The organism is Sulfuracidifex metallicus DSM 6482 = JCM 9184 (assembly GCA_032834875.1).
GTDB classification, from domain to species: Archaea; Thermoproteota; Thermoprotei_A; order Sulfolobales; family Sulfolobaceae; genus Sulfuracidifex; species Sulfuracidifex metallicus.
The window spans coordinates 883,776-907,138 of record CP135238.1 but is presented as its reverse complement, the minus strand read 5'-3'; the positions used below and the strand labels follow the sequence as shown (position 1 = coordinate 907,138).

Annotated in this window: 24 protein-coding genes; 9 read left to right on the top strand and 15 right to left on the bottom strand. The window is 40.2% G+C overall.

Features of this window, described 5'->3' with window-relative positions; all coding sequences use genetic code 11:
• Window positions 1–703: 703 nt before the first annotated feature.
• The 3 genes from RQ359_RS05335 (at window position 704) to RQ359_RS05325 (ending at window position 4,240) form a co-directional block, all read left to right on the top strand.
• Window positions 704–1,417, top strand: coding sequence for an ATP-binding cassette domain-containing protein (locus tag RQ359_RS05335; RefSeq protein ID WP_240900199.1), 714 nt, complete (start codon window positions 704–706; stop codon window positions 1,415–1,417).
• Entirely contained in the window at window positions 1,380–2,459 is a 1,080-nt protein-coding gene (locus RQ359_RS05330; protein ID WP_156017604.1) for a hypothetical protein, read from the top strand. The genes RQ359_RS05335 and RQ359_RS05330 overlap by 38 nt, the downstream gene beginning before the upstream one ends.
• 680 nt (window positions 2,460–3,139) lie before the next feature.
• Window positions 3,140–4,240, top strand: coding sequence for a hypothetical protein (locus tag RQ359_RS05325; RefSeq protein WP_054839186.1), 1,101 nt, complete (start codon window positions 3,140–3,142; stop codon window positions 4,238–4,240).
• Between the two features lie 675 nt (window positions 4,241–4,915).
• Here the strand turns inward: RQ359_RS05325 and RQ359_RS05320 are convergent.
• A complete protein-coding gene (locus RQ359_RS05320; RefSeq protein WP_054839384.1) occupies window positions 4,916–5,536 on the bottom strand; it encodes a type 1 glutamine amidotransferase in 621 nt (206 codons plus the stop codon).
• A 591-nt stretch (window positions 5,537–6,127) separates the two neighbouring features.
• On the opposite strand from RQ359_RS05320, the gene RQ359_RS05315 reads away from it, so the two are divergent.
• Together RQ359_RS05315 and RQ359_RS05310 are read left to right on the top strand one after the other, a co-directional pair.
• A complete protein-coding gene (locus RQ359_RS05315) occupies window positions 6,128–6,274 on the top strand; it encodes a hypothetical protein (RefSeq protein WP_157043063.1) in 147 nt (48 codons plus the stop codon).
• 166 nt (window positions 6,275–6,440) lie between these two features.
• Window positions 6,441–6,998, top strand: coding sequence for a hypothetical protein (locus RQ359_RS05310; RefSeq protein ID WP_156017606.1), 558 nt, complete (start codon window positions 6,441–6,443; stop codon window positions 6,996–6,998).
• A 110-nt stretch (window positions 6,999–7,108) separates the two neighbouring features.
• On the opposite strand, the gene RQ359_RS05305 is transcribed toward RQ359_RS05310, so the two are convergent.
• The 13 genes from RQ359_RS05305 to RQ359_RS05245 all read right to left on the bottom strand — a co-directional run bounded on the left by RQ359_RS05305 (window position 7,109) and on the right by RQ359_RS05245 (window position 20,031).
• Complete coding sequence (locus RQ359_RS05305) at window positions 7,109–7,741, bottom strand: ferritin family protein (RefSeq protein WP_156017609.1); 633 nt, start codon at window positions 7,739–7,741, stop codon at window positions 7,109–7,111.
• Window positions 7,742–7,878: 137 nt separating this feature from the next.
• Window positions 7,879–9,060, bottom strand: a complete 1,182-nt coding sequence (locus RQ359_RS05300; protein WP_156017612.1) for an ABC transporter permease — start codon at window positions 9,058–9,060, stop codon at window positions 7,879–7,881.
• Window positions 9,047–11,554, bottom strand: coding sequence for a COG1361 family protein (locus tag RQ359_RS05295; protein ID WP_156017615.1), 2,508 nt, complete (start codon window positions 11,552–11,554; stop codon window positions 9,047–9,049). Before RQ359_RS05295 ends, RQ359_RS05300 begins: the two co-directional genes overlap by 14 nt.
• Window positions 11,551–12,219, bottom strand: coding sequence for an ABC transporter ATP-binding protein (locus tag RQ359_RS05290; protein ID WP_054839225.1), 669 nt, complete (start codon window positions 12,217–12,219; stop codon window positions 11,551–11,553). The genes RQ359_RS05295 and RQ359_RS05290 overlap by 4 nt, the downstream gene beginning before the upstream one ends.
• 201 nt (window positions 12,220–12,420) lie before the next feature.
• Window positions 12,421–13,185 (bottom strand): glucose 1-dehydrogenase, encoded by a 765-nt coding sequence (locus RQ359_RS05285; protein ID WP_054839226.1) that lies wholly within the window; start codon window positions 13,183–13,185, stop codon window positions 12,421–12,423.
• Between the two features lie 316 nt (window positions 13,186–13,501).
• The gene (locus RQ359_RS05280) at window positions 13,502–14,413 is read right to left on the bottom strand and encodes a CoB--CoM heterodisulfide reductase iron-sulfur subunit B family protein (RefSeq protein WP_054838480.1); all 912 of its coding nucleotides are present in this window, start codon (window positions 14,411–14,413) and stop codon (window positions 13,502–13,504) included.
• On the bottom strand, window positions 14,410–15,141 hold the full coding sequence (locus tag RQ359_RS05275; RefSeq protein ID WP_054838479.1) for a 4Fe-4S dicluster domain-containing protein: 732 nt from the start codon (window positions 15,139–15,141) through the stop codon (window positions 14,410–14,412). Before RQ359_RS05275 ends, RQ359_RS05280 begins: the two co-directional genes overlap by 4 nt.
• Window positions 15,122–15,808, bottom strand: a complete 687-nt coding sequence (locus RQ359_RS05270) for a hypothetical protein (RefSeq protein ID WP_156017999.1) — start codon at window positions 15,806–15,808, stop codon at window positions 15,122–15,124. The genes RQ359_RS05275 and RQ359_RS05270 overlap by 20 nt, the downstream gene beginning before the upstream one ends.
• A gap of 52 nt (window positions 15,809–15,860) precedes the next feature.
• Window positions 15,861–16,946: an FAD-dependent oxidoreductase gene (locus RQ359_RS05265; RefSeq protein ID WP_156017998.1), complete on the bottom strand. Its 1,086-nt coding sequence runs from the start codon at window positions 16,944–16,946 to the stop codon at window positions 15,861–15,863.
• A gap of 71 nt (window positions 16,947–17,017) precedes the next feature.
• Window positions 17,018–18,361 (bottom strand): CoB--CoM heterodisulfide reductase iron-sulfur subunit B family protein, encoded by a 1,344-nt coding sequence (locus RQ359_RS05260; protein ID WP_156017621.1) that lies wholly within the window; start codon window positions 18,359–18,361, stop codon window positions 17,018–17,020.
• 95 nt (window positions 18,362–18,456) lie between these two features.
• Window positions 18,457–19,299, bottom strand: coding sequence for a 4Fe-4S dicluster domain-containing protein (locus RQ359_RS05255; RefSeq protein WP_156017624.1), 843 nt, complete (start codon window positions 19,297–19,299; stop codon window positions 18,457–18,459).
• Window positions 19,300–19,355: 56 nt separating this feature from the next.
• Window positions 19,356–19,595 carry a sulfurtransferase TusA family protein gene (locus RQ359_RS05250; protein WP_054838484.1) on the bottom strand — a complete coding sequence of 80 codons (240 nt, stop codon included), beginning with the start codon at window positions 19,593–19,595 and terminating at the stop codon, window positions 19,356–19,358.
• Window positions 19,596–19,605: 10 nt separating this feature from the next.
• On the bottom strand, window positions 19,606–20,031 hold the full coding sequence (locus RQ359_RS05245) for a DsrE/DsrF/DrsH-like family protein (protein WP_054838477.1): 426 nt from the start codon (window positions 20,029–20,031) through the stop codon (window positions 19,606–19,608).
• 374 nt (window positions 20,032–20,405) lie between these two features.
• Here RQ359_RS05245 and RQ359_RS05240 point away from each other — a divergent pair, with 374 nt between their 5' ends.
• The 4 genes from RQ359_RS05240 to RQ359_RS05225 all read left to right on the top strand — a co-directional run bounded on the left by RQ359_RS05240 (window position 20,406) and on the right by RQ359_RS05225 (window position 23,050).
• Window positions 20,406–20,783 (top strand): DsrE family protein, encoded by a 378-nt coding sequence (locus RQ359_RS05240; protein WP_156017632.1) that lies wholly within the window; start codon window positions 20,406–20,408, stop codon window positions 20,781–20,783.
• A gap of 6 nt (window positions 20,784–20,789) precedes the next feature.
• Window positions 20,790–22,091 (top strand): dihydrolipoyl dehydrogenase family protein, encoded by a 1,302-nt coding sequence (locus RQ359_RS05235; RefSeq protein WP_054838476.1) that lies wholly within the window; start codon window positions 20,790–20,792, stop codon window positions 22,089–22,091.
• 66 nt (window positions 22,092–22,157) lie between these two features.
• Window positions 22,158–22,499 carry a hypothetical protein gene (locus RQ359_RS05230; protein WP_054838483.1) on the top strand — a complete coding sequence of 114 codons (342 nt, stop codon included), beginning with the start codon at window positions 22,158–22,160 and terminating at the stop codon, window positions 22,497–22,499.
• Window positions 22,496–23,050 carry a thioredoxin family protein gene (locus RQ359_RS05225; RefSeq protein WP_054838475.1) on the top strand — a complete coding sequence of 185 codons (555 nt, stop codon included), beginning with the start codon at window positions 22,496–22,498 and terminating at the stop codon, window positions 23,048–23,050. The genes RQ359_RS05230 and RQ359_RS05225 overlap by 4 nt, the downstream gene beginning before the upstream one ends.
• Here RQ359_RS05225 and RQ359_RS05220 read toward each other — a convergent pair.
• Window positions 23,013–23,351 (bottom strand): PIN domain-containing protein, encoded by a 339-nt coding sequence (locus RQ359_RS05220; RefSeq protein ID WP_156017635.1) that lies wholly within the window; start codon window positions 23,349–23,351, stop codon window positions 23,013–23,015. The two genes, RQ359_RS05225 and RQ359_RS05220, sit on opposite strands and share 38 nt — an antisense overlap.
• Window positions 23,352–23,363: the final 12 nt, after the last annotated feature.

Sequence of the window (23,363 nt, the reverse complement as noted above, 5' to 3'; positions counted from 1 at the left end):
GTGGCGGAGGAAAAGAGATGGAGAAAGATCTAGCAGGGAAGAGTGGAAGATAGTATGCGGAGAAAGTATGAAGTTAAGGGGAAATGAAAATACGCGATGATAATGATGATAAAAAGAAATAAAAGTTTTTATGCAAATAAATATAAAATAAGAAAAGATGTATCTACCTTCTCGGTACTTACATTCTTTCTCTTTTTCCAATTTCTTGTTTTACTTTAACTACCTTCACGTTTAAAATTAAGAAGATTAAGACCTCATTATTGAGCGACTATGTCTTCATTACTAAGCTTATAGAGAGATATACAATATTTTAAATGTGCTAGAGATGACTATTTATACTCTTCAAGAAGAGAGTGAAGAACCAGCCCTTGTGGACGGGATCTTTGCGGCAATAATGAGATAAATGAGAAAAACGAGGATACCATTTATTTTATTTACTAGTTAAGTATTGGAAATGACCAGAAATTTCTCTACTATTTATTTTTAAAATGATAACAAGATAATAAGGGTAGTCTAAGACCGTAGGCGAAGAGGGATTAAGAAACGTTTTTAAAATGTCCTAGTATTGGTAAAGAAGTCGCCAAGAACATATGACGTCTGTTCGTTTATCGTTGTTATGAAAATCCTTATTTCCTACTCTAAGAAACATAGAACGTTGCTTCGGGTATTAAACGTTTCTAAGAGGTTTCGAGGAGGCAATGTATTGGAAGGGATAAACCTTACTCTCGGAAAGGAGAGATTAGCAATAGTGGGAATCCATAACGCCGGGAAGTCCGTACTCCTCAACATTATGGCTGGAATATGTAAACCTACCCAAGGGAAAGTCATAACAGACGAGGGAGAGCTGAGAAAAACAGTTGCCTACATACCCCAAGTACCGTTGTTTGATCCTCTTTTAACGGTGAAGGACATAGCCAACTACGTGGATGCCTTGCCCTACCTAGACCAAGTCGAGCTGGATAGAAACAAGAGAGTAAAGGATTTAACCTTAGGAGAGAGGAAGAGGTTGTCCCTAGCTATTTCCCTTCCTTTCTACCCTTCCTTTTTATTAGTGGACGAAATGGATCAGGAAAATGTAGATTTCTTCTCCCGTTTTATATCCAAATTTAACGGTGGGGTAATATTAGCCCATTATAACACGAAGATTACTAATCTATGCGAAAAAGTAATGATTCTCTCCCACGGAAGGATAACTTACAGTGGTGGGAAAGACGGCCTCAAGTACAAAGTAATAAGGACCAACCAGAATATCGTCAAACGCTTTCCTGACCTATATGTTACCATGGCAGGTGAGATAGGTGAGGTTTGGGAAAGGAATGACCAGAGAAAAGTTGAGGATGCACTAGACATGGAAGGTGTAAAGTACGAAGTGATTCAAGTTGAAGAAGATGAGGTTTTCCTCCGCTTTTACGCTTGAAATGAGGAGGACATATCCATTCCTCATCCTAGCGCTTATTGCTGTATCCTTATCCTTGGTGATTGTCCAAATTCCCTCAGGTTACTATAACGTGGTTGGAATAGTTGAGTACAACTCCTTATATATAGAAGTGGCAGGTTACGCCTTTAACTTTCATGGGGAAGGTATTCCCATTCAAGTTAATTTTTCTGTTGGAGAACTTTACAAGGTGGTAAACTCCTCAAATGGTGTTTTCGAGCTTTCTATTCCGGTCTCAAACGTAAGCGACAACGGGATTAAAATAAGTATAACACCGCTTGAAAAGAAGGACGTGCTTTCCTCATTTCTCCACATAACCGAGAATGAAACGTTCTTAATTCACGTTAGCGGAAAATATTCAACATTTTGCTCGGCTTCTAATGCTTACTCCTCCTTTAACAACGGCACTTTTTCCATGATAACGGTGAAGGGGGAGACTGTGGTGGCTTCGCCCCCAGTCGAAGTAAAGGTGAATGGAGTATACCATGAAATAAATTCTTCCCTCTCAGTGATTCCATCTCAGGATGTGTTACCAGTTAAAGGAGTTCCTATTCAGTATGGAGCTTCGATATTAATTGGAAAAAATATAAATGTAGTATTAGCTACCTTGGGAATTGACATGGCAATGATCGCAATAGCGTCTTACTTCATCTTGTCTCCCTTAACAAGGAGACAGATGGATCTAGTTATGAGGCTAGTTGGTGTTAACCCCGTGTTCATTTCTAAGTTAATATCCTCATTCATCATGTCCACCTCCATTACCTTACCATCGTTAATTGTCCTATACTTGGTGGATGGAATTCCCCTAGTTTACACTATTTCCCTCCTCATTCCTACCATAGCCTTCTCCCTCTCGCTATGTGGTCTATCTTCATTCATGGGAACAAAAGAAATGCTTTACGTCTCAACGATAATAGGAGGTTACCTCTTGGATATCTCTTTCTATAGGATTGAGGAGATTTCTCTTTTAACCTTGGCATTAACCTTGGCAGGCTGGATAAGACTAATAAGGAGATTTCCATGACAGGGAAAGATGTTCTCTCTTTGTTTTGCTTGGTCTTGTTGATGATACCTTTAGCGACGTTAGCACAAGGTTCGGTAGAGCAGAGTTCAACACAGAGTTCAACACAGAATTCTGGATCCAATCAACCATTTCAAAATGATAATTTAACCGTTAGTAATGATAATTTCACCGTTAGTTGCATTCAAGTGAACCATAATATATCCGCTATAATTGAAAAAAATAGTTTTTATATGTGTCATAATATCATTTGTTTTCTTTCTTTTCCTCCACCTCCTTCAAATCTTACTGTAATTTTATTATCTTCCAGCGGGAAAAACATAACTATTATTGGCAATAATGAATCGAAGGTGTCTTTTTCGTCTCATGATGGTTATGTCTTTGTATATTTATACAATTTAGATTTATACAATGGCTCATTCATTAACGGAAAAGTTTACGTTATTAGCCCTTCGTTAAAAATCGTGAGAGTTGTACCCGTTGATCCACAGGAGTATGTTGAAGGGAAAAACATAGTTTCATTTTTTGTTAATGCGACTCTAGAAAGTGTAATTAAAAATTTCTCAATAAATGAATGTATTTATAAGGTAAATATAACTTTTAATTTAATTAATTTAATTAACAATAGTATAGTTCATATAATTATAGATAAACCTATCTACTTACAATTTGATAACCCCTTCTTGGACATCTTGGACACTAATCAATTCAATTACTCTTATTTTAACATAATAAGCTCTTATATTTTATCTAGCTTCCATGGAAATTATTTGATTTTAAGAGGATATGAAGAAAATAAAAATATAATTTATTATGTAATAGATATAAAGAATGGAACTGTATTAGCACATGCTTTTCCACAATCTTCTAACATTATTCTGTTTAACGGAGGAATATCATGTTATCTTCCTTTAAATCAGACATATGAGCAGAACTATCCCGATAATTATGAAATGTTTAATGCAACTTTTTATAACTTTAACTTTCAGGTAATTGCTAATACAAAAGTTAAATTATTTCTTTTAAGTTTTCCACATATTACTATTCCACCTATCCCTTTAAATCAACCTCTTACTGAATATTCGTATTTATCGGGATCAACTATACCTGGACTGGTTTTCCCCAAAGTTTACATAAATAATGGTTACATCTATATTTTTGAAGGAGTTGATGGAATCTTTAAAACTAATGAAACTAATGTCTTTTTTACACGTAACGCGTCTACTACATTCGAAAAATCTACTTACAAAATATTTCAATTCATATATAATGTCACAGTGCTGAAAGGTAACCAATCTGCCTCGTTCTTTTTCAATAACATAGCCAAGTTAGATTTTAATTATTTAATACAATATAAAGATGGAATATACAATGTAATTAGATTCCATGGCTTTAACATTACAGTCACAAGCTTTAAAAACGCTACTATTATACCAGGATCAGTTCAATTCATATCTCCATATAATAACAGCACTGATATGCAAATATATCTTTCAGGCTTAGGAAATTCGGTGGAAGTCTATAAGAACGGATGGTACCAGATAATCAATCTTAATGATAATGAAAACATTTCGCTACCGCTTAAACCATACGGATTGATAGGGATGTTCAAAGGAATGCTGGTGAGTGCTGAACCCAATAAGGTCTTGGTTTATAGACCTTATACTCTACTTACAGTTTCAATCACTAAAGGATATGAATATTCTTTCCAGCTTTACATAATCTCCGTCCTACTGTTATTACCAGTAATTGTGGTCGCGTTTAAGTTGAAGAAGATCTTATAGAACCTCCATAACTGATAAAGAATTAGATCTTCTTCCTTCTTTTTACATATTAAGGTTATTTAACTATTATCCTCATGGTATTACGCTTCCTTCCTTTTTTATCTCTTTTAACTTAATGCTTAACGATTCCTCTTAAGGTGAAAGATTTTTTCTAGAGAATATCCTTTCTGCCTTCATTCCTTAGAATTTACTATGTTGTCCATCAAATATCAACTTCCAGTTATGGATGTGGTATCTCTATTTTATCTCCTTCCCGATTAGTTCCACTCTAAAGAGTAAGTTGAAGTCGCGAAAAGGGATGCGGAGATATCTGCTACTTAGCCCCAGACCTAGGTCTAAGAACTTGGTGAAGTAAGACAAGAGTTTGCACAGGCCTTATGATGAACACTAACGTATTATGTCTCGTGTCTGGTTGATAAGACTTAGCTCATGCCCATCTTTCTAACTCAGATAAAACGTCAGCAAGGGCAGGGGTAGTTTACGTCTACTATAACGTTCCCTCCCCAATTAGAACTTTACTTATAATCTTTATGTAACCTATAAGCCTATAAGGTAAGGCTTCCTAAATCCTACTAACTTAATCCTGGGCTAATCTAAAATGAAAAAGATTAGGCAAAAAATTTCTTATAAAATATTTATAGGAAAAAATAATTTCTAACCTAGAGGCGAATTAACTCATATATGCATAACATATTCTATTAATTTTAAAGAATAGTCTTGTAGTTTATTCTCTATATATTTGACTTCATTGATTAAAGAAGGGCTCAAATTATAAGTGTTAACCCATTCCTTTACCATCTGTGAATCGACTTCTATATGAAATTGAAGTCCAATAGCTTTACCTACTCTGAAAGCTTGAAAGTATTTTTCGCTATAGGCTAGCAGTTTAGCATTACTCGGTAGTGAAAAAGTATCTCCGTGCAATTGAAAAACAGGTATCTTATCAGATTTAAAAAGCTCCATAAATTCATCAACTAATTTAACTTCTTGAACTCCTACCTCCTGACCGAAAGGACCTTTAATTACCTTTCCTCCTAAGGCCTCTGCAATTATCTGAGAACCTAAACATATACCAAAAATTTTCTTTCCTTCCTTATACCCTCTTCTTACTAATTCTATCTCCCTTTTTATGAACGGATATTTATTCGCCTCATATACACCCATTGGCCCTCCCATTAGAAATAGCATATCGAAGTTCTCATTACCTTCTATTTCATTAGCGAATTTCTCCTCCGCATTGATCTTCAAGTTACCTAATCTTTCTACTGGATTATGATAAATTGCCAAGATTTTCATGCTTAGTCTTATCTTTTACTAAAATAAAAGGATTATAGTGTTATAACTAAAAATATTAAATATTGTATCTTGAAATATAATATTTATGACAAGAAAGGAGACTAAAAAGCAAAACTTTCCTAGCGTTGAATACTCCTTGATAACTTAGTGAATATCGACTAAAAATAGAGATAAAAGTGAAAAATGATCTTCGAAATTTAAAGAGACAGTAAGAACAATTATCCAAAAACCCAAATGAGAAAGATAAAGTACCTTAATTGATGACTTCTCACAAAAGATAAAGGACGACGGAATGCAAAATTAAATCTCCAGAAAATAAAGTGTTAAATCTCACGCTCTACTTCCGAGTGTTTCAAGCCGTGCTTTTCTTGATTCCTCTTCTGGCGATTCTCCTTAGAGAGTGAAAGAGAGTATTTACATCCTTAATAATATCTTTTAGGAATAGACTGGATCTAAGCCGTCCTTTTCCATAGGTACAACTTGATTACAGTACTGATCTTTTTAATCTAGCCATGAAAAGAATGAAAAACGAGGTTGAGTTATCAGCTATCATAGCCTTGATAGTTTTCGCTTTGCAGTACTTTAGTAGAGATGGTTTCTATTTTACCTAATTTAACTCCAGCTATTCTATTCCTTCATTCTGAACTGGAAGGTTTAATTTTCGCCATAGTTTCATTAGCATGGAAGATCATATGGCACGGAGGTACGGCTTTCAAGGGATTACATATCAATTTTTAATTTCAAATGTTTACCTCGTCTTTCTCTCCCATATTTTTAAATGATACCCTTAACAATATTTTGTCAACTTTCTCTATTATCTTAGAAATTTATCTACTTTATATATAGTTCTATTTAAACCTATCTAAGAAATACTGTATAATAGTAATATAGATAGTTATGATTCATGGCATATAGATGTTGTGATACAGATTTCAATAAGAAGGAAGAATTCTTCCGTCACGTTAAGTCCAACGACCTCCACTTTCTAACCTTCTCTGATCGAGTGGAACTAGAAATGAATAGGGACTACGTGTCGAAAGTTATAACTAACCCTAACTTGCTCTTCACTGCAAGCGGGAAAATTTCTATTGTAAAGAAAGAAAAAGAAGACGTCTCCAAAAGCGTTTTCGTAAGAAACGATGCGGGAGATAGAATAAGCTTCGGAAGGATCAAGGGTCCTATATTCGATGGACAACTTCTAACCTACGAAATGAAGATCAACGGAAATCCTGCGACATACAAAGTCTCATTTAGACTCCTTGGTAGAGGAGACGTAACTTACGTAACCATAATAAATAGAATGGAAGCTAAGGTAGGAATACTTGGTAAGGCAATGCCATGGTTAGTACCGAAGGTTGTCAAAGGACCCGCAAGGTTCGCGGACATCCTCAACGACATGATAAAGTCCAGCTTGTCTGAAGTTCAGGAAGTAGTTTCAAGAAAAACTATCGAAAGGAGTTGAGTTCCTTACTAGAGTTTCACACTGTATTTAGATTTCATAAGAGATTATAATATCCTATTTCTCTTTAAATTGAAAAACGTGGAAAATAACTACATGCATATGTGTTATTTTCATAACTTTGACAATCTGTAGATTCTACCCCTTTTCAATTCCTCCATTTCTTCCAATATTTCTTGGAATGGAACTAAATGATCTAATTTCTCTTTCCCATCCTCAACTATCCTTTTCGCCTGCGGGTAAAGTTCCTCAATTCTCTTCACTGCGTACTCCTTGGAGGTTACAAGAGACATGCCGAAATTTATGTGTCTTGCTTCGTCCTCTATGATATGTCTTATCCCTGTAACGAATTGAGGTAAAGAATACTTTTCCCCAGCTCTCCTTAAAACGTCTAGACCGGTAGTTGCAAGAATCCCTTCAGTGACAAGGTGAAAGCGAGTCACTATCCTCTCCAATTCGCCGCTTTGAAAGTCCTCTACTAGATCGTCGAAGAACTTTATATAAGAAGAAGGTAACTCTATTTGACTGAGTGGCTCCTCCCTGAAGTATAAATCGAAGAATTGAAAATGATCAAGCTCCTCCTGCACTTGTTGAGGCGAGTACTCCTTAACTTGATCTGCTAATTTCACACTAAGGGGTTTAAGAACGGACCATCTTTCCATATATCTCTTTGGATAAAAATGGGCTGAGAGATATCTTATACCGAACCTTACCTCATTAGGTAAATCGTACCAATTTCTGTCCATAAAGAGAATCTTCAGTTAAAACTTATAATTCTTTCTTTCAAAAATTATTAAAACGAAATAAAACGCGTAATTAAAGGTTCTGGAAAGAAATCAACAGAAGGGAGACATAACGAGAGGAGCATGAAGAAGGATAAAAACTAGTCATGTCTTAGTGCGGTGGAGGGTTCCTGCTTCGACGCCCTATATGAAGGTGCCATGGCTGCAAGAATGCTTAGGGTCACAGCTATTCCTATAGCTTCAGCCAAGAATATTGGCGAGTAAACCGGGGTAACTTGTAGTCCTTTCAGGAACGAGAAGCCAAGTCCAAAGTGTTCAGAGGTAAGAAGGAACGCCATTAGCATTCCCGCTCCTATTCCTATGATACCTCCAATGAAGCCCATGAGAAGTGCCTCTGCAAGAAACATCACTAAAACGTCATGTCTGGTAAACCCCAAAGCCCTCAGCAAGCCTATTTCTCTAGTTCTCTCAACCACGGAAGTGAACATTGTCGTGGTAACCCCCATGAAGGAGACCACAAAAGACGTTGCTCCAGCCGAGATTAGAAGGGAATTCAGAGATACTAAAGTTTTTCCTATTAAATTAATGAACTCTTGTGCAACTACTACATTAAATGAGGAACCGTACTCTTGTTTTATTGAATTAACTATGGAGTTAACTTGTGAAGTGGAAGATGCTACCACTATAACCCCGCTGTAGGACGATGAAAACTGCTCTCCAAAGGAGAGCGGAACTATTATTGATTTGTCCACGTTAACCCCGAGAAAGCTTCCGAATTCGTTAAGGATACCAGTTATCAAGAATGATCTTGAACCGTTTATTCCGTGGTAGAATAATGTTACTTGTACTGGTTCGCCAGAAGAGAAACCATAATCCGAGGATAAATCATATCCTGCTATAGCTTCATAATCCACACATGGAGGATACTTCCCACTCATGAGAGAAAGTGCTGGTGCAGCAACCTTAAGCTGATTGAGGTTAACTGAGAAAATGGAGACCCCGATCTCACCTTGAGGCGTGTTAGCTAAAGCTGGGATAGTATAGAAAGGTATGGACATTTTAACGCCCGGAATCGCATCAAGCTGATCTACAACATACTGGGTAAGGGAAGGTCCGACACCTGATGGTGTTAGCACTATATCATAAGGGGAGAGGAAACCCGATATCTCAGAGAGAATCGTATTTGAATAGCCCTCTACCATGGAGTTAATTGCAACTATTGCGGCAGGACCGACGGCTATTCCCAAGATGGTTAGGATAGCCCTGGTCCTTCTCTCCTTCACTGACTTCATTGCGAACGATAAAAACTTACTGACCCTCATGTTTCCTTCCCCTTAACGTTAGAAATATAATTAGAAAGATAATTATTACAATTCCAGCTCCCGTTATCAAGCCTAACGGTTTCACGCTTGAGTCATGAGAAGTTGTAGTTGGGTAAGATACTCCCATAGATAGGGAGGTAGTCACGCTCTCTTCGTCGTTAACCGAGTTCAAATAGGAAACTGTGACGTTGAAGTGATAGTAACCCGAAGGTACTGTGAATGAAACGCTAAAAGGAGTAGGTGTGTCTGGGGATAAGTCTCCAACGTAAACTGACGTGTAATTGTCCACGTTTACCATTACTCCTTTAGCAGGGGAGTTTCCATTGTTCACTATCGTCCCAGTTATAACCACGGATCCGTTGACCACTGAGCCCGAAACGTCGTTAACGGAGATGGAAACGTTACCCGTAGAGAACAGTTGAATGTCGCTTACTTGGTTGTAAGGTAAACCCTTATAAAGGAAGGAAGTAGTTACCTCCAAGGGGATGGTTGACGTTGAAGGAATTTCAGGAATCATATATTCTACGAACGTGGTCGTGGTGTTTGAAGGAATTTCAGCCACTGAAACTTGGGGAGAGGATATATAAAGAGGACTCTTTGCTAACATGGATACGTCAACGTCGTAGACTGGCGAAGGTAGAGGATTTGTAACCTTAAGCAAGACAGTGTTATTGGAGGAGTAGTAAATAATAGTGGGAGTTAACTGAACGTCAAGAGAGGACGGATCATTGACCACAACTAAAGGTACAATGTAGGTTTCATTAATTAGCTTGGAGTACTCCGAGAAGAACACTTTAAGTAGAGCAGGATAAACGCCGGAGGTGAGGTTTGGCGGAGCGTACAAGTAGAAAACGAATGTTGAATTGGAATGTGGTTGAAGGTAAAGCAGGGTCTGATTGAAGAACGCGGTTTCCTCTAAACCTCTCACTTCAAGGAATGCACTTACGTCTTGTGCTGGGATTGAGCCATTGTTTACGATGGTAACCGTGAGGTTAGAGTAACCTCCAGCTGGAATTGGAGAGATGATGGGCTTTGCGAATACCGGAGAGAACTGGCTGATGACTGCGGTGAAGTTCCCGTTCACAGTCTTACCGTCATAGGAAAGTAGGTACTTGAAGATGTGCAAGCCAGGACTGACGTTGGCTATTTGAACTGGGTAAGCCAATTCATGTACTGAAAAGTTGCCTAATCCTGGCAAAGTGATGTAGGGATATATGTCAGTAATCCCGCTGGGGGGTATCAAGGTTATGTTTACGTTGCTTATGGGAACTGGAAGGGGATTTTCTACCACTAAGGTAAGGGGAGTTACTCCCTCTTGTGGGAAAGCCAAAGTTGTCTGGTTTGGCTCGCCCCAGAATGAATCCACAATTGATGGTGTGGCGTTATTCACAACGTAAATTGACTTAAAGAATGTGAAGTTCTCCACTTGACCCATGGATTCCAGCGTTGCCTTGAAAATGACTGGGAAGTATCCCGTTAAGGTTTCTGGAACGTAAACTTGGTACTCAAAGGTTAAGCTCTCCCCTGGCGTGAGAGAAACTTGGGTAAAGTTAGTGTAAACTGTCTTCAGGGAAGGTATAAGTGACAGAAGAACTCCAGTGGTGTTGGACTTCAAATTGATGTATAAGTCGGTAAGCGAGCCCGCAGTCACGTTTTTGTCGCTCTCGTTACCTTCAACTGAAATACTTAATGGAGAAAGGGGATATATTGTAGTATTGAAGGACCCAGAGGTAGAATACTCGAACTCCAAGTAATTAGTGAAGGAAACCGTATACTTAACTTGATGCTGGCCTTCGGAGAATGGAGTAACGTTGACTGGTTCAGTTATGGGTACGACCTCACCTTCGGGGATAGCAGAAACTTGGAAACATTGGTATTGCTTGCCAGTTAGCGAGAGAACTCCGTGAGGTAAAGTTACATTTATCTTCACGTTTAAGATAGGATGTTCTGATGGATTTTCTACTACTAAGGTAAGGGGAGTAATCCCTTCTCCTGCCCTAGACAGGATAGGAGATGAAGATGTCCCCCAGACTAACTGTACCGTGGGATATATAACAGGCTTTACGGGAATCGTCACCTCCCCTGTTTCCTGTATAGTCTTACCATTTGTCAAGTTGTCGAAAACTAGGTTAAGGTAACCGGTGTAATATCCAGGGGATGTTGAGGAAAGCACAGTCAAGTCGAAGGTGATAACATAACTTCCAAGAGACGACTGCGTGAAGGAACCTTGGGCCTCTACCTCACAACTTGAGGAAAGGATTCCGGACGGAAGGTAGAGGGTAGCTTCCTCTGGCTCCAAGGTTACGGGCGCGCTAACTATCACAAAGAACGGCACGTCCTTGTATCCAGGATGTGCATTTATTGGATCGTTTGGGGTTCCCCATCCTGAAGCTCCTATTGAAGACTGAACATCAAGGGAGTAGATTGGCAAAAGCACCAAAAACAAGGCTGAGAGAATCAACACCAAGATGATTGTAGCTGCATTTCTCTTCATTCTACCACCCTACCGTCTTTTATTCTAATTGTCCTCCTGGCGTAGGATGCAACGTCCTGATCATGAGTGACCACCACCAACGTGGTTCCCATTTCCTTATTTACCTTAGAGAAGACTTCCATTACCTCCTCAGAGCTCTTGCTATCTAAGTTGCCAGTTGGTTCGTCGGCTAAGATAACCTTGGGGGATTGCGCTATTGCCCTAGCTATTGCAACCCTCTGTTGCTGACCTCCAGACAATTGACTGGGCTTCTTCCTATAAAGGGAGCCTATTCCAACGGCATTCAGAGAAGCCATTGCTATTTTCTCCATTTCTTGACTTGGGATTCCCCTGGGTATGAGGGGCACTTCTACGTTTTCTAGTGCGGTTAGTCTGGGAATCAGGTTGTAGCTCTGAAAGACAAAGCCAATGTAGTAATTTCTTACCTTAGAAACCTCGTTGTCTGACATGGAAGTTACGTCCTTGCCGTAAATGTAAACCTTTCCATTAGTTGGACGATCCAAAATTCCCATGAGTGATAAAAGTGTAGATTTCCCAGAGCCTGAAGGACCCATTATTGCAACAAACTCGCCCTCCTCAAGCGATAAGTTCACATCTACTAGGGCTTGAGTGTCAACCTGACCACCGTAAACCTTGCTAACGTTCTCCAGCTTTATTACCTCCACAAGTAACAAGTAAGGATTCGGGGGTTATAGCCGTTTTCGAAAGTGAAATTAACAAGTTTTCAAAAGTTATCACGCTTAATTGTCTGCATCCCGATTTGGGGAAATGGACTAGATTAGAGTAGGAAATTCGACCTTCACGTTAAGATGAAAACATAAATAGACTTAAAGAGATAAAAAATTTTCAATTACCATGAGCATATGTCAAATTCCGTGAGTTAGATAATCTATCCTTCCTCCGTCAACTACCACAGTCTGTCCAGTCATGTATTCTGCTTCGGCTAGGAATATAGCTACCTTAGCTATGTACTCGGGTTTACCTACCATAGATAACATAGTTCTTTCCTTGAACCACTTCTCTAATTCCTTGATTTCCACCTCGCTCTTTCCTCCGATTGTCATATCAGTCTCAACCCAACCGGGAGCTATGGCGTTCACCCTTATCTTGTACTTGCCGAACTCGAAAGCCATTCTTCTTGTCAACATCACCACCGAAGCCTTGGTCAGTGAATAGAAGGTGTTGCCGAAGGCTGAAGTGCCAAGGGACGCGTTAGAAGCCATGTTTATTATAACTCCTTCTCTCTTTTCCTTCATATGAGGTAAAACCTCCAGAGTAGTGTTAATGACTCCTTTAACGTTGATCTCCCACATTCTGTCGAACTTAGATTCGTCGTAGTTCTCAATGCCGAACAAGTACCAAATTCCTGCGTTATTGACAAGTATGTCTACCTTTCCAAGATTCCTCTCTATCTCCTTTACCATGAGGGATACTTGAGACCTATCGGATACATCAGCCCTAAAGATGTCAACGCCTTCTCCCAACTTTTCTTTTAGCTTTTTGGCTTCTTCCTCAGATGAATTGTAGTTGATGGCTACCTTGGCTCCTTGTCTATGAAACTCCTCAGCGATAGCTCTACCTATACCCTTTGAACCTCCAGTTACTAGGACTACTTTTCCTTGAAGGGACATATAGGATGTTTCACTACATCCCTTTAATTGCTGTCTTCTCTAGGTGGAAATTAACTTGACATGAAAGGAGACCTCGTCTTGTTTAAGATACTGAGATATAAGAAAATTAATATTATATGTATATATATAAAGAAAGAAAATATGTATAAGATATCTTATACATATAAGAGAGAAAGAATAACTAAGCAACCTAGTGCACATAGGAAAGAGATAATGGAAACAAGATTAAAAGTAAAATTTAAACATTTACAAGAAACATGATCAAGCTAAAAAACTTGATAAAAAAGAAATACTACTTGTTTCTCTTTACTTTCCTTTACATGAACTTCTTCAGTACGGATATTGGATTAGTTATGTTTGCAGTTAGTAGTGTTTCCTCGGGAGAGTGTCCGAAAGCGAAGGCAACTAACTGTGAAAAGTATACCAGAGGCATTCTCAAATCTTCTCCGTACTTCTCAGCTATCTTGTTCATGTTGGTCTCTATTGCTACATGACCTAATGGGCAGTCGGTTATTAGTAAGTCTGCTCCATTCCTCTTCGCCTCCTTCAGTATTCTAGCTTCTAAGTGGAGGGCTACTTCAACGTCTGAATAGGCGTGAGGACCTCCACAGCACATTGTCTTGGCTTCAAACGGTACGACTTCAGCACCGAGAGCAGTAAGTATCTCATCCATGAATGAAGGTCTCTCTGGGTCATCCCTTAGGCCCATATAACCTGAGAGGGTATAAGACTTGGGTCTGGTGTACAAACATCCATAATATGGTGCTACCTTCAATCCATTGAGTGGTCTCTTAACCTTGCTCTTCACGCCTTCCACACCTACGCTGTTGTATATGTATTCCACCGCGTGTACCATGAGAAGCTTACTGTCGTAGGCTTTGTTACCCATCTTTTCAAGGTAAGCGTTTACCTTCTGAGCTACTTTAGGATACCTAGTCATGAAGAACTGAGTCCTTGATAAGGAATAATGGCAACCTGGACAAGCGGAAACCACTGCGTCAGCGTTCATTTCCCTTGCTAGGGAGAGATTTCTGGCTGGTAGCAGAAGCCCGGCCATGGTGTTTACGTTTTTAACCTCCAAGGCTCCACAGCAGTTATAATCAGTTATCTTGTCCAGTGGCAATCCTAAGTCCTTAGCAACCAACTTCAATGACTCTTCGTATGACTTTCCGAGGCCGTCCAGGGAACATCCTGGATAGAAGGCCACTTTACCGTATGGAGAGTTCATTGTGGCACCACCTGATATCTTATGTTAACATTTAAATCCTCTGGCCTTATTTCATCCTTCATTGCTTCCTCCAAGACACTCTTAACCTTGTTCCAATCCTTGACCCTGCTTGGTTTCATTACGTCCTTTATAAGTCCTGACTTTAGCAGAGCTCCGCTCATTGATATTAGGTCGCGCAGGCTGAGGGTTACAAAGCCAGCCTTAGCTGAGGCTCCGCCGAGGGTTAGCTCTGATATCCTTCCGCCGTTCTTCATTACCACATCAAGGAATAGTTCGTCGAAAACCGTCCCTGGGTCGGTCTGCACTAATCCATGCTTCAGCAAGTAATTATGAATTGAGTGAACTACTTCCTCAACTAGAACTCCTTTAGGACATCTGTGAGTGCACTTCTGGCAGGAGACGCACCTCCAGATGGAGTTCTGAAGTTCCACTAGGGACTCCTTGTCTCCTTTTCTGGCTAGGTCTATGAACCTCCTTGGGCTGTAGTTTGGATCATACTCCCTCATAGTGCAACCTGAGGTGCACGTTCCGCACTGCCAGCAGGCACTTATGGTCGCACCCTCCAAGGTTCCAGCTATCTCGTCCCAGACGGAGGGATCGTAGCCGGTCTGTGTTCTTTCAATCATAAAAGCGTTCCACGTACCGTCTACTTCCACTCCGTCAACTACTACCTTCTCTTTTTCAATTAAACCTTTAATTATAGGTTTTTCAAGATTTGGAATTGGCAACTTGTATCACCTTTAAATAAGATTTTAGCCCCAAAACTAGGGCAGTTGTGGACAGATGAGACGGGTAAAGCCCTCCTGCCTTCCTGTCCACGGCAAGGAGGGTTGCATAGTCCACATAACGGACGTATGCGTAGACTAAAAAAATTGAAGTTCCGAAGTAGTTCGGGACATCTAACCCGAACACCGAAAGGGTATCCTTCAGCTCTTTCACTGCAGCAAAGAAATCCTCATCTTTCTCCAGCTTCAATCCTTCCTTCAGCACATATGTTATGGAGCCAGTTCCCCTCTCCTTATTCCAAATCCATCTAGTCCATAGAGGGTAATTTTCAGGCTCCATGAAGTGTATCAGTTCTCTAGCCATGTCTCTGAGGTCTTCCTTAGCTTCTTGGGACGAGAGGAGTGACTCTATTGCCAAAACCCTCTCTTCATATGGAAGAGAGGAGTCCTGCAATTTGGAGAAAGCTTGGGAGAATTTTGCAACTCCCACCGTATCAATGATCTGATCGCGGTACTTCCTAGCGTAAAACACTGAGTCAAAAACCTTCCTTATGTCATTATCAGTGTATATTTGAATCTCTTTCATTTCCTTGGACTTCAGATCCATAGCTTTCAGAATGTTAGAAAGAGCTGACTTAGGATCCCCTTTCACAGTATTGAAAGAGTCCATACCTAGGACTGCTTGATAAATATCCTTAACATAATCTATTTGTAAAAAATTGTTAATGGTGTACCACCTGGGCCATGGCCTTCTTGTTGAAGTCAGACTCCTCCCATATACCCTTGGTGGCATATTCGTACGCTTTAATTGCTGCAGCAGTTCCTTCAGTTATGGAGTCTGATATGGTCTTGGGCCCAGTTAGCGCACCTGCTAGAAATATTCCCTTCTTTGTTGACTGAACTGGCATTCTGTCTGGATCCATTGGTTTTATGAAGCCATGGTCTTCTAGCTCCAATCCTAGAGCCTTAGCAACTTGCTTTGAACCTAGACCTAACTCCATTCCGTTAGCTAGAATTACCATATCGTATGGTACTGCCAGAGCTCTGTTCAAGTTCATTGTATCTTCGCCCTTAATTATGACTGTATCGTTAGGACCTCTCATGAACTCTGATATCCTTCCTCTTATGAAGCCCACTCTGTACTCCAATTGCGACTTCCAGTATAGCTTATCTTCCATTAGACCGTAAGTCCTTATATCCATGTAATAGATGTGAACTGTAGCATCTGGTACCCTTTCCTTTATTTCCATTGCTTGTTTAGTTGATACTGCGCAGCATACCCTAGAACAGTAAGTGTTTCCTATAGTAGCGTCTCTTGATCCGACACAGAGTAGAATTGCTACCCTCTTCGGCGGCTTACCTGTAGTTGTCACTAGCTTGTTCTCTGAAAGCATCCTTTCAATGTCTGAAATCTGATAAATATTAGGAACAACACCGTAGCCATACTCGTACTTTCTTCTTGAGTCGAAATGTTCGAAGCCTGAAGCTGCAACGATAGCACTTACCTTCTCAGTCTTCGTTGCTCCCTTCTTGTCCTTTAGAGAAACCACGAAACCGTTACCTTCCTGTTTTACGCCATCAACAATAGTCTCCATGTAAGTCTTAACGTTCTTACTCTCTTGAACCGTCTTTATAAGTGGATCAATTACTTCTCCTGCTGGTCTGAGCTCAGGGAAGAGAAGACTGTACTTAAGCTTCTTTGGAGTTCCTCCTAGATAAGACTCTCTCTCAACTAGGACTACGTTCATTCCCATGTTTACTAGTTCCCTTGATGCGGATAGACCTGCTGGACCTGCCCCAATTACCATTATGGGCTCATTTGCCACTTTTTCACCACCTTTATTTAAGTAAAAATTATTAAAAAACTTTGCTTAAGATGTTACTTATTAGCCTGACCTCCCTGCTTCTTATACCAGGAGACTCTCTCCGGCAGGGTCAGGTAGAAATCGATCTTCCTGTGCTTTGGATATAGGTACTGTGGCTCCGCCTTTCCTTCCCTAAGGTCTTGTAAGTATTGTATGAACTTCTCCTTGTAGTCATCAACTGGCACTCCTATCTTCCTCATGAATCCCTCTACGTCTGTTGCATGCCAATGAATTTGCCCTATGGTATATGGGTCTGCACCCATCAGAATAGCACCGAACTGAGCGTCAGCCAAGACGGGCAGGTTATAGTCGAAACCGTGAGCCTTTCCTGCCCACTGACTCTTGTCTAATGTAGTTACACATCCTGTGTCGCTAGTGACGAAGACATCTGCATGACCTTCGTTTACTGCGGGCATCACTTTCTTGAACAGTGCAAATGACCTAGTGAACTCTCTCTCTGTCAATATATGTCTAAATCCGAATCCACAGCAGTCCCACCAAGTTGAGTAGTCAACCAGCTTGGCTCCGAAGTTCTGTACTGTACCCGATGGTGCTGCGGGCCTCCTTCCCTGCCATACTTCACCGTCATAAATTGTGTCCTCTGGAACAAGTTTATAGATGTGACATGGAGTGTGAACTGCAGCCTTTATGTTGCTAACGTCGTATTTCCTCTGAGCTGCAGCCTTTTTGCTCATAGCGTACATCCACTCTGAATAATGTACTACTTCCTCTGGCACTACGATATCCATATCCATTTTCCTCATGATCGGTCTCAACTTGTCTCTTATCTCCTTCTCTAAGATTATACTGTTCCTCACTTCTTTGTAGTGACCGAAGGAAGTCCCACAGTGTATGAGCGGGAAGTAATCAGTCTCGTAAGCTCTCCACATATTCCTTACGTAAACTCCTGCCAAAGCTACTGGGTTAGAAGCTCCAGAAGCGTGATAGTTCCAGCCTGTACAAGAAGTCTGATGTGGCTCGTCTAGATAGTCAACCTCCAACTTGTTCATTATCCAGAACACTGAGGTTGGATATCCAGGTATGTGACCACATTGACCACAGCTCTTATGCTGCCATAACTTAGTAGTAGGGATCTTCTTAGTTAAACCGTTTAATGACTGGAACTCCATTGGATTATTATAAGGCTTTATATGATGTACTATTATTTCTCCCTTATCCTCTAGCTTGTATAACTCCTCCTTTATATGAGCTAGATTATGAGGAGAACCATATCTGTAGATTACTCTCTGGTAAATGTCATCCCAAGTTAAACCGTCAGACATTGGAAATGCGTCCTTTATCTCTTCGTTCATCTTCTTTTCTACATTCTCCTGTGCCAATTTTTCACCATTTACCATCTTCTTCTACAGCTTTAAAAACTTTATTATAAAAGATTTTTTAAGAATCAAAGAAGAAGTTTTAATAATATTGTAAGTTGATAAAAAAAGTATTTTTACATATCTAGCCAGCTATCGGGTAGCTCATCTTCGTTGAGCTCTCCCTTTTCCCACTTCTCCTTAAGGTCTTCCAAGGTTTGTTTCCTTTCCTCATATATGTCCATAATCATGTCATATAGATCTTTGTCTACACCCTTAAGGTACTCAATTACGCCTGACTCTATGAAGATGGTCATCATCTCTACTGCGGTTTGCAGGGATGCGTGCCATCCTACATCAGTCCTTTGCATTAAGTCTACTGGGACGGCTTGTCTGTATACAGTCATGTTTTTTGATTCTTCCACCGCTTGTGGACCCCAGTCTGGGAAGGTATCTGGCTGGATCATATCAGGAGTTACCTGATTACCAGTTGTTATAACTGTAAGCAAGATCCTTCTATAAGGAGCCAAGATTTCCTTAGCTGAGGGAAGAGCAAATCTAACCGAATATTCCCTTAAAACCATTATTAGTCCTGCAATTTCGTTATTGAATGGACACCTCATGGAGCAAGTGAAACATTGTACGCATGCCCATACTTTCTTATTAGTGAATTCCCAGATCTTATCTACGGCATCTCTCATCATGTACTGTATCATCTCCCTAGGACCGAAGTCATAGAACTTAGCTGCAGGACAAGAAGATGTACAGACGCCGCAGTTGAGACATCCCCTTAAGTAATCGTTAAATCTGTGATCTTCCTTTACTGCCTCCCAGAACTTTACAGCCACTTCCCTCTCTTCAGGTTTGAGATTACTCAGAAAATTCCTCTGCTCCTCGGATTCAGCACCCTGAATATCATAAGCCATATCCATATATCTTGGATCGTCTGGAAGAGGTGGAAAAACTGTTTTTGTTGCCATGATACTTCATTATAAAAATAAGATTAGTTACTTATAAATTTTGTTAAAAAAATGGGTTACTTAACCCTCTTAACGAGGATTCTAGTTATGCCACCTTCTTGCTTTATGTCAAGGATCTGATTTCCAGTCCTTCTAGCCCACGCCTCAATATCAGGCTTCGCTGCTGGATCTGTTGCAAGCACTTCCAACACTTCTCCTATGTTTATCTGCTTCACTGCCTTTGCTGTTTCAAGGACTGGACCAGGACAGTACAATCCCTTTGCATCTAGAGTTTTGGCTATTTTTATTTCTGCCATATATATCACCTTAGATGAAAAGGGTTATACCACCTTCGGCTCTATCCAAGAAGGTAGCTACGCCAGCAACATCGTCAACGAATGGAGCCAAATCCTCCCTCTTTATTCCGAAGAATTCCATCGTGGTTGAGCACGCAATGACTTTGACTTCTCCTACTTCCTTTGCTTGCTCTATCAGTTGAGTCCACATTGGGAAGTTCATTTCCTTCATTTTCTGCATCATCACTGGGCCGAATTGCTCGTAGTTCTTATCGATGGGCTGCATTCCTTCCATGCTCTTCTTAGTAATTGCGTTGAGACCCCAGAAGGTGAAGAACACGTTTACTTCGTATCCTGCAGCTGCAGCACCTGAAGCTAATATACCAACTGGCATCAATTTATCTATCGTCCCAGAAAATACTATGAGGGACAGTTTCCTTTTATTATCCGACGTGATTACTCACCTATTCTTATTTAACATGTAAACTTATTTAAGCTTTTCCGATTTTGATGATTAGTTTTATAAATTTTTTACTTAGAAAAAGTTAATGAGTTATAAACTTAGTAAAGAAAGAAGTAATAAAAGTAATTATCGTAGCTTAGAGATAAAAGATATTCCTTTTTTGACACAAATTAACTATAATTAAAGAGCGGTAACCATATTTTCATTCCTAAAATACACGAGTTGTATAAAAAAGTTAATAAAAAAAGGCAAGTTAAAACTAGAAAAAATATATATTCATATAGGTAAGCACTACTTCAAATCTGGAATCACGTAAATCATCGAAAAAAAATTTAAGTAAGAATGTTAAGAAGATATACCAGATAAAAATGTCCGAAGAACAAAAGAAAAAAGTACTAATAGTAGTCACACATGGTCCAGAAGATCTGGATAGGACGTATGCACCGCTCTTTATGTCATCGATTGCTGCCTCAATGGAATACGAGACCAGCGTTTTCTTCATGATAAAGGGACCAAAACTTCTCGACAAGAAATGGCAGGAAAGCGAGAGAACTAAAGGAGACAATCCCTTCATAAGATTCTTTGACATGGCTAAGGACAACGGTGTCAAGATGTACGTATGCGTTCAGAGCTTAAAGGACATGTGCCACATGAACGAATCTGACGTAGTAGAAGGAGTTGAACTAGTGGGTGGATCAACACTCATCGACCTAACTTTCGACGCAGATAGATCACTTTTCTTCTGATCTCTCATGTATGATGTGCTAGTGATAGGTGCTGGATCCGCCGGCTATGTTGCGGCAAGCGTGCTAGCTAGACAGAAGCTTAACGTTGCTGTGGTTGAAAAGGGAAAATTTGGAGGGACGTGCGTAAACTCAGGTTGCGTCCCAAGCATTTTTCTTTTCGATTCTTCTTTCATGTTATCAAGATGGCAGGAGATAGGAGACTATAAAGGGTTAGACGTAAAGGTAGATTTCTCGAATTCCACTTTCTCCAAGAGGGACGACGTGGTATCTTATTTGTCCTCGGCTGGAAGGTCCCTCATCGAGAACGCTGGAGGTCATGTTTACAAGGGTTCAGGAAGGATAATTGACAAAGGAGTTGCAGAAACCGACGAGGGAGAGAAGATCTGCTTTAAGAAGCTCATTGTTGCCTCTGGCTCGGTTCCTAAAACTCCTCCAGGGGTCATGAGCGAGGACGAGGCAGTTAACTTGGAGTATGTTCCCAAGGACATGATAGTAGTAGGTGGAGGTTACGCTGGAGTCGAAATAGCTCAAATATTCTCCAGGCTAGGGTCATCAGTGACATTAATTACAAGAAGCAGGATAATGAAGGGCTTTTCCGAAAAGGCTAGGGAATACTTGTTACAGTCCTTGGAGTTTGATGGTGTTCAAGTGAAAGAATTTCACGAAGTAAAGAGGATGTCTGAGAGAGAAGTCTACACGGAGAACGGAACGTTCAAAGGAGAAGTCGTAGTTTCTGCCACTGGAAGAACGCCTCTCATACCCGATGGATTGAAAAGTTACTCTATTAACGTGAAGGAAAACGGAATTATTGTGAGACCAACCATGATGACTGACGATCCGTCTGTGTTCGCAATAGGTGATGTTGTTGATAAGCCAAACAAGACCGCTCATTCTGCGATGCATGAGGCGATAGTTGCATCGTATAACCTAATTGGAAGGAAATTGGAAGTAAAGTATAACTGCATACCTCAGGTAGTATACACGGATCCCCAAATAGGTGTAGTAGGAAGTGCGAGTCATGCTGTAAAGTTTGCCGAATTTCCCTTTAATGCTGTAACTAGAGCTACTATAGCTGGAATGAGGGATGGGGAAGTTAGAATTGGTTTTAACGAAAAAGGGGAGACTGTATTTGGGGAAGTTATAGGAAAAAATGCTGAAGAGTTGATTAACATTATTACCCTTGCTGTGAGACATAAGATTACAGCATTCGAACTAGCAACTACGGTTTTCGTACATCCGTCCTTGTCTGAGGGCATATCAAATGCGGCAAAAACTATGTTTGACTTGGACATTGATAGGTTCAAGTAACTTGATGAAGATAACGTAGACAGTTTATTAGATACAGTGGAGAAATATAAGGATAGTGATGAAGATTTGTCATTGGAAGAATATCTTAAGGGTAAAGGTGGATCAGTCAGAAGAGAAGGCAATCAGGAATGGATAGACCTTGATGACTATTCTTTTTACATAGAAGGAGATACCTTGTATATTCCTATACCTTTACCTACTGGAAAGGAGAAACTTGACGATCTGGTCGGCATGGGAATAAAGTACGCTAGGGCATCGAGGATATCGCAAGGGATAGGTTCGCCACTATCGTACGAAATTAAGGGAGAAGAAGTAATCGTATACAGGAAATTCTCATCAAGGGAAGAACTCGAGCAAAAGTTAATAAAAGCACTTGAAAGCATTGAAGGGTTGAGGTATTACATTTGAGTTACGATCCAATTGTAGAGCAATATATAAAGGCAATTAAGCCAAACGTAAGGGTAACCCACTGTAAGGCTGGTGACATACTTGAACCTTTGACTTCCGCAATAGAGGTGACGGAAAAGGAGGAATGCGATAAGCCTTTCATAGAGGTATCAAGAAAAGGAGAGAGCAGGAACATATTCGTGTACAAGGGAGTACCAATGATAAACGAGTTCTGGCCTTTCCTCAACGCACTTGTAAGAGTTTCAAATAACCTTGTCCACCTAGAGGACAAGGAAAAGGAAATGGCATCACAGCTAGCAGGAAACGTGAAGTTGTTCGTGACTCCAGACTGCACTAAGTGTCCTATCGCAGCTGAATTGTTATATCAAGTAGCTATCCTTAACGACAAGGTTAACTTGGAAATAATAGACTCAAGTGTCTATGACGATTTAGCAAATAAATTCAGAGTAATGTCTGTCCCAAAGATTATAGTCAACGATAAGACCGAGGTCCCCGGAGGATTCCCGCCAGATATCATATTGAAGATGATCTTGAAAGCGACTCAAAAGTAATTAGCTTTACACCTATCTCGTCGGCTCTCTTAATCACATTCTCATCCAGGGTAAGAAGGTATCCCTCCAGTTCTTTGGCAACGAGAGCGGCCTCGAGCTCGTGATCTTGGATCCCGGTTATTTTTGGGGGCTTGTGAGAATATGCTCTTACCTTGAATCCGGCATCCAAGGAGGAATCAACGTCTATGTTATTCTTTAGAGCGTAAGAAATGCCCATGGTAGTCAAATAGAACGTTACGTCCTTTACCTTGACTAGGTCATTCAGATACACGTACGCGCTGGGAGCGACAACTACTATCATAGGGCGACTGTG

Excerpts from the sequence above, each read along its gene's own strand:
- RQ359_RS05320 (WP_054839384.1), bottom strand. The coding sequence starts at position 5,536 with ATGAAAATCTTGGCAATTTATCATAATCCAGTAGAAAGATTAGGTAAC.
- RQ359_RS05315 (WP_157043063.1), top strand. The coding sequence starts at position 6,128 with ATGGTTTCTATTTTACCTAATTTAACTCCAGCTATTCTATTCCTTCAT.
- RQ359_RS05310 (WP_156017606.1), top strand. The coding sequence starts at position 6,441 with ATGGCATATAGATGTTGTGATACAGATTTCAATAAGAAGGAAGAATTC.
- RQ359_RS05305 (WP_156017609.1), bottom strand. The coding sequence starts at position 7,741 with ATGGACAGAAATTGGTACGATTTACCTAATGAGGTAAGGTTCGGTATA.
- RQ359_RS05300 (WP_156017612.1), bottom strand. The coding sequence starts at position 9,060 with ATGAGGGTCAGTAAGTTTTTATCGTTCGCAATGAAGTCAGTGAAGGAG.
- RQ359_RS05295 (WP_156017615.1), bottom strand. The coding sequence starts at position 11,554 with ATGAAGAGAAATGCAGCTACAATCATCTTGGTGTTGATTCTCTCAGCC.
- RQ359_RS05285 (WP_054839226.1), bottom strand. The coding sequence starts at position 13,185 with ATGTCCCTTCAAGGAAAAGTAGTCCTAGTAACTGGAGGTTCAAAGGGT.
- RQ359_RS05280 (WP_054838480.1), bottom strand. The coding sequence starts at position 14,413 with ATGAACTCTCCATACGGTAAAGTGGCCTTCTATCCAGGATGTTCCCTG.
- RQ359_RS05270 (WP_156017999.1), bottom strand. The coding sequence starts at position 15,808 with ATGGACTCTTTCAATACTGTGAAAGGGGATCCTAAGTCAGCTCTTTCT.
- RQ359_RS05265 (WP_156017998.1), bottom strand. The coding sequence starts at position 16,946 with ATGGTAATTGGGGCAGGTCCAGCAGGTCTATCCGCATCAAGGGAACTA.
- RQ359_RS05260 (WP_156017621.1), bottom strand. The coding sequence starts at position 18,361 with ATGGTAAATGGTGAAAAATTGGCACAGGAGAATGTAGAAAAGAAGATG.
- RQ359_RS05255 (WP_156017624.1), bottom strand. The coding sequence starts at position 19,299 with ATGGCAACAAAAACAGTTTTTCCACCTCTTCCAGACGATCCAAGATAT.
- RQ359_RS05250 (WP_054838484.1), bottom strand. The coding sequence starts at position 19,595 with ATGGCAGAAATAAAAATAGCCAAAACTCTAGATGCAAAGGGATTGTAC.
- RQ359_RS05240 (WP_156017632.1), top strand. The coding sequence starts at position 20,406 with ATGTCCGAAGAACAAAAGAAAAAAGTACTAATAGTAGTCACACATGGT.
- RQ359_RS05235 (WP_054838476.1), top strand. The coding sequence starts at position 20,790 with ATGTATGATGTGCTAGTGATAGGTGCTGGATCCGCCGGCTATGTTGCG.
- RQ359_RS05220 (WP_156017635.1), bottom strand. The coding sequence starts at position 23,351 with ATGATAGTAGTTGTCGCTCCCAGCGCGTACGTGTATCTGAATGACCTA.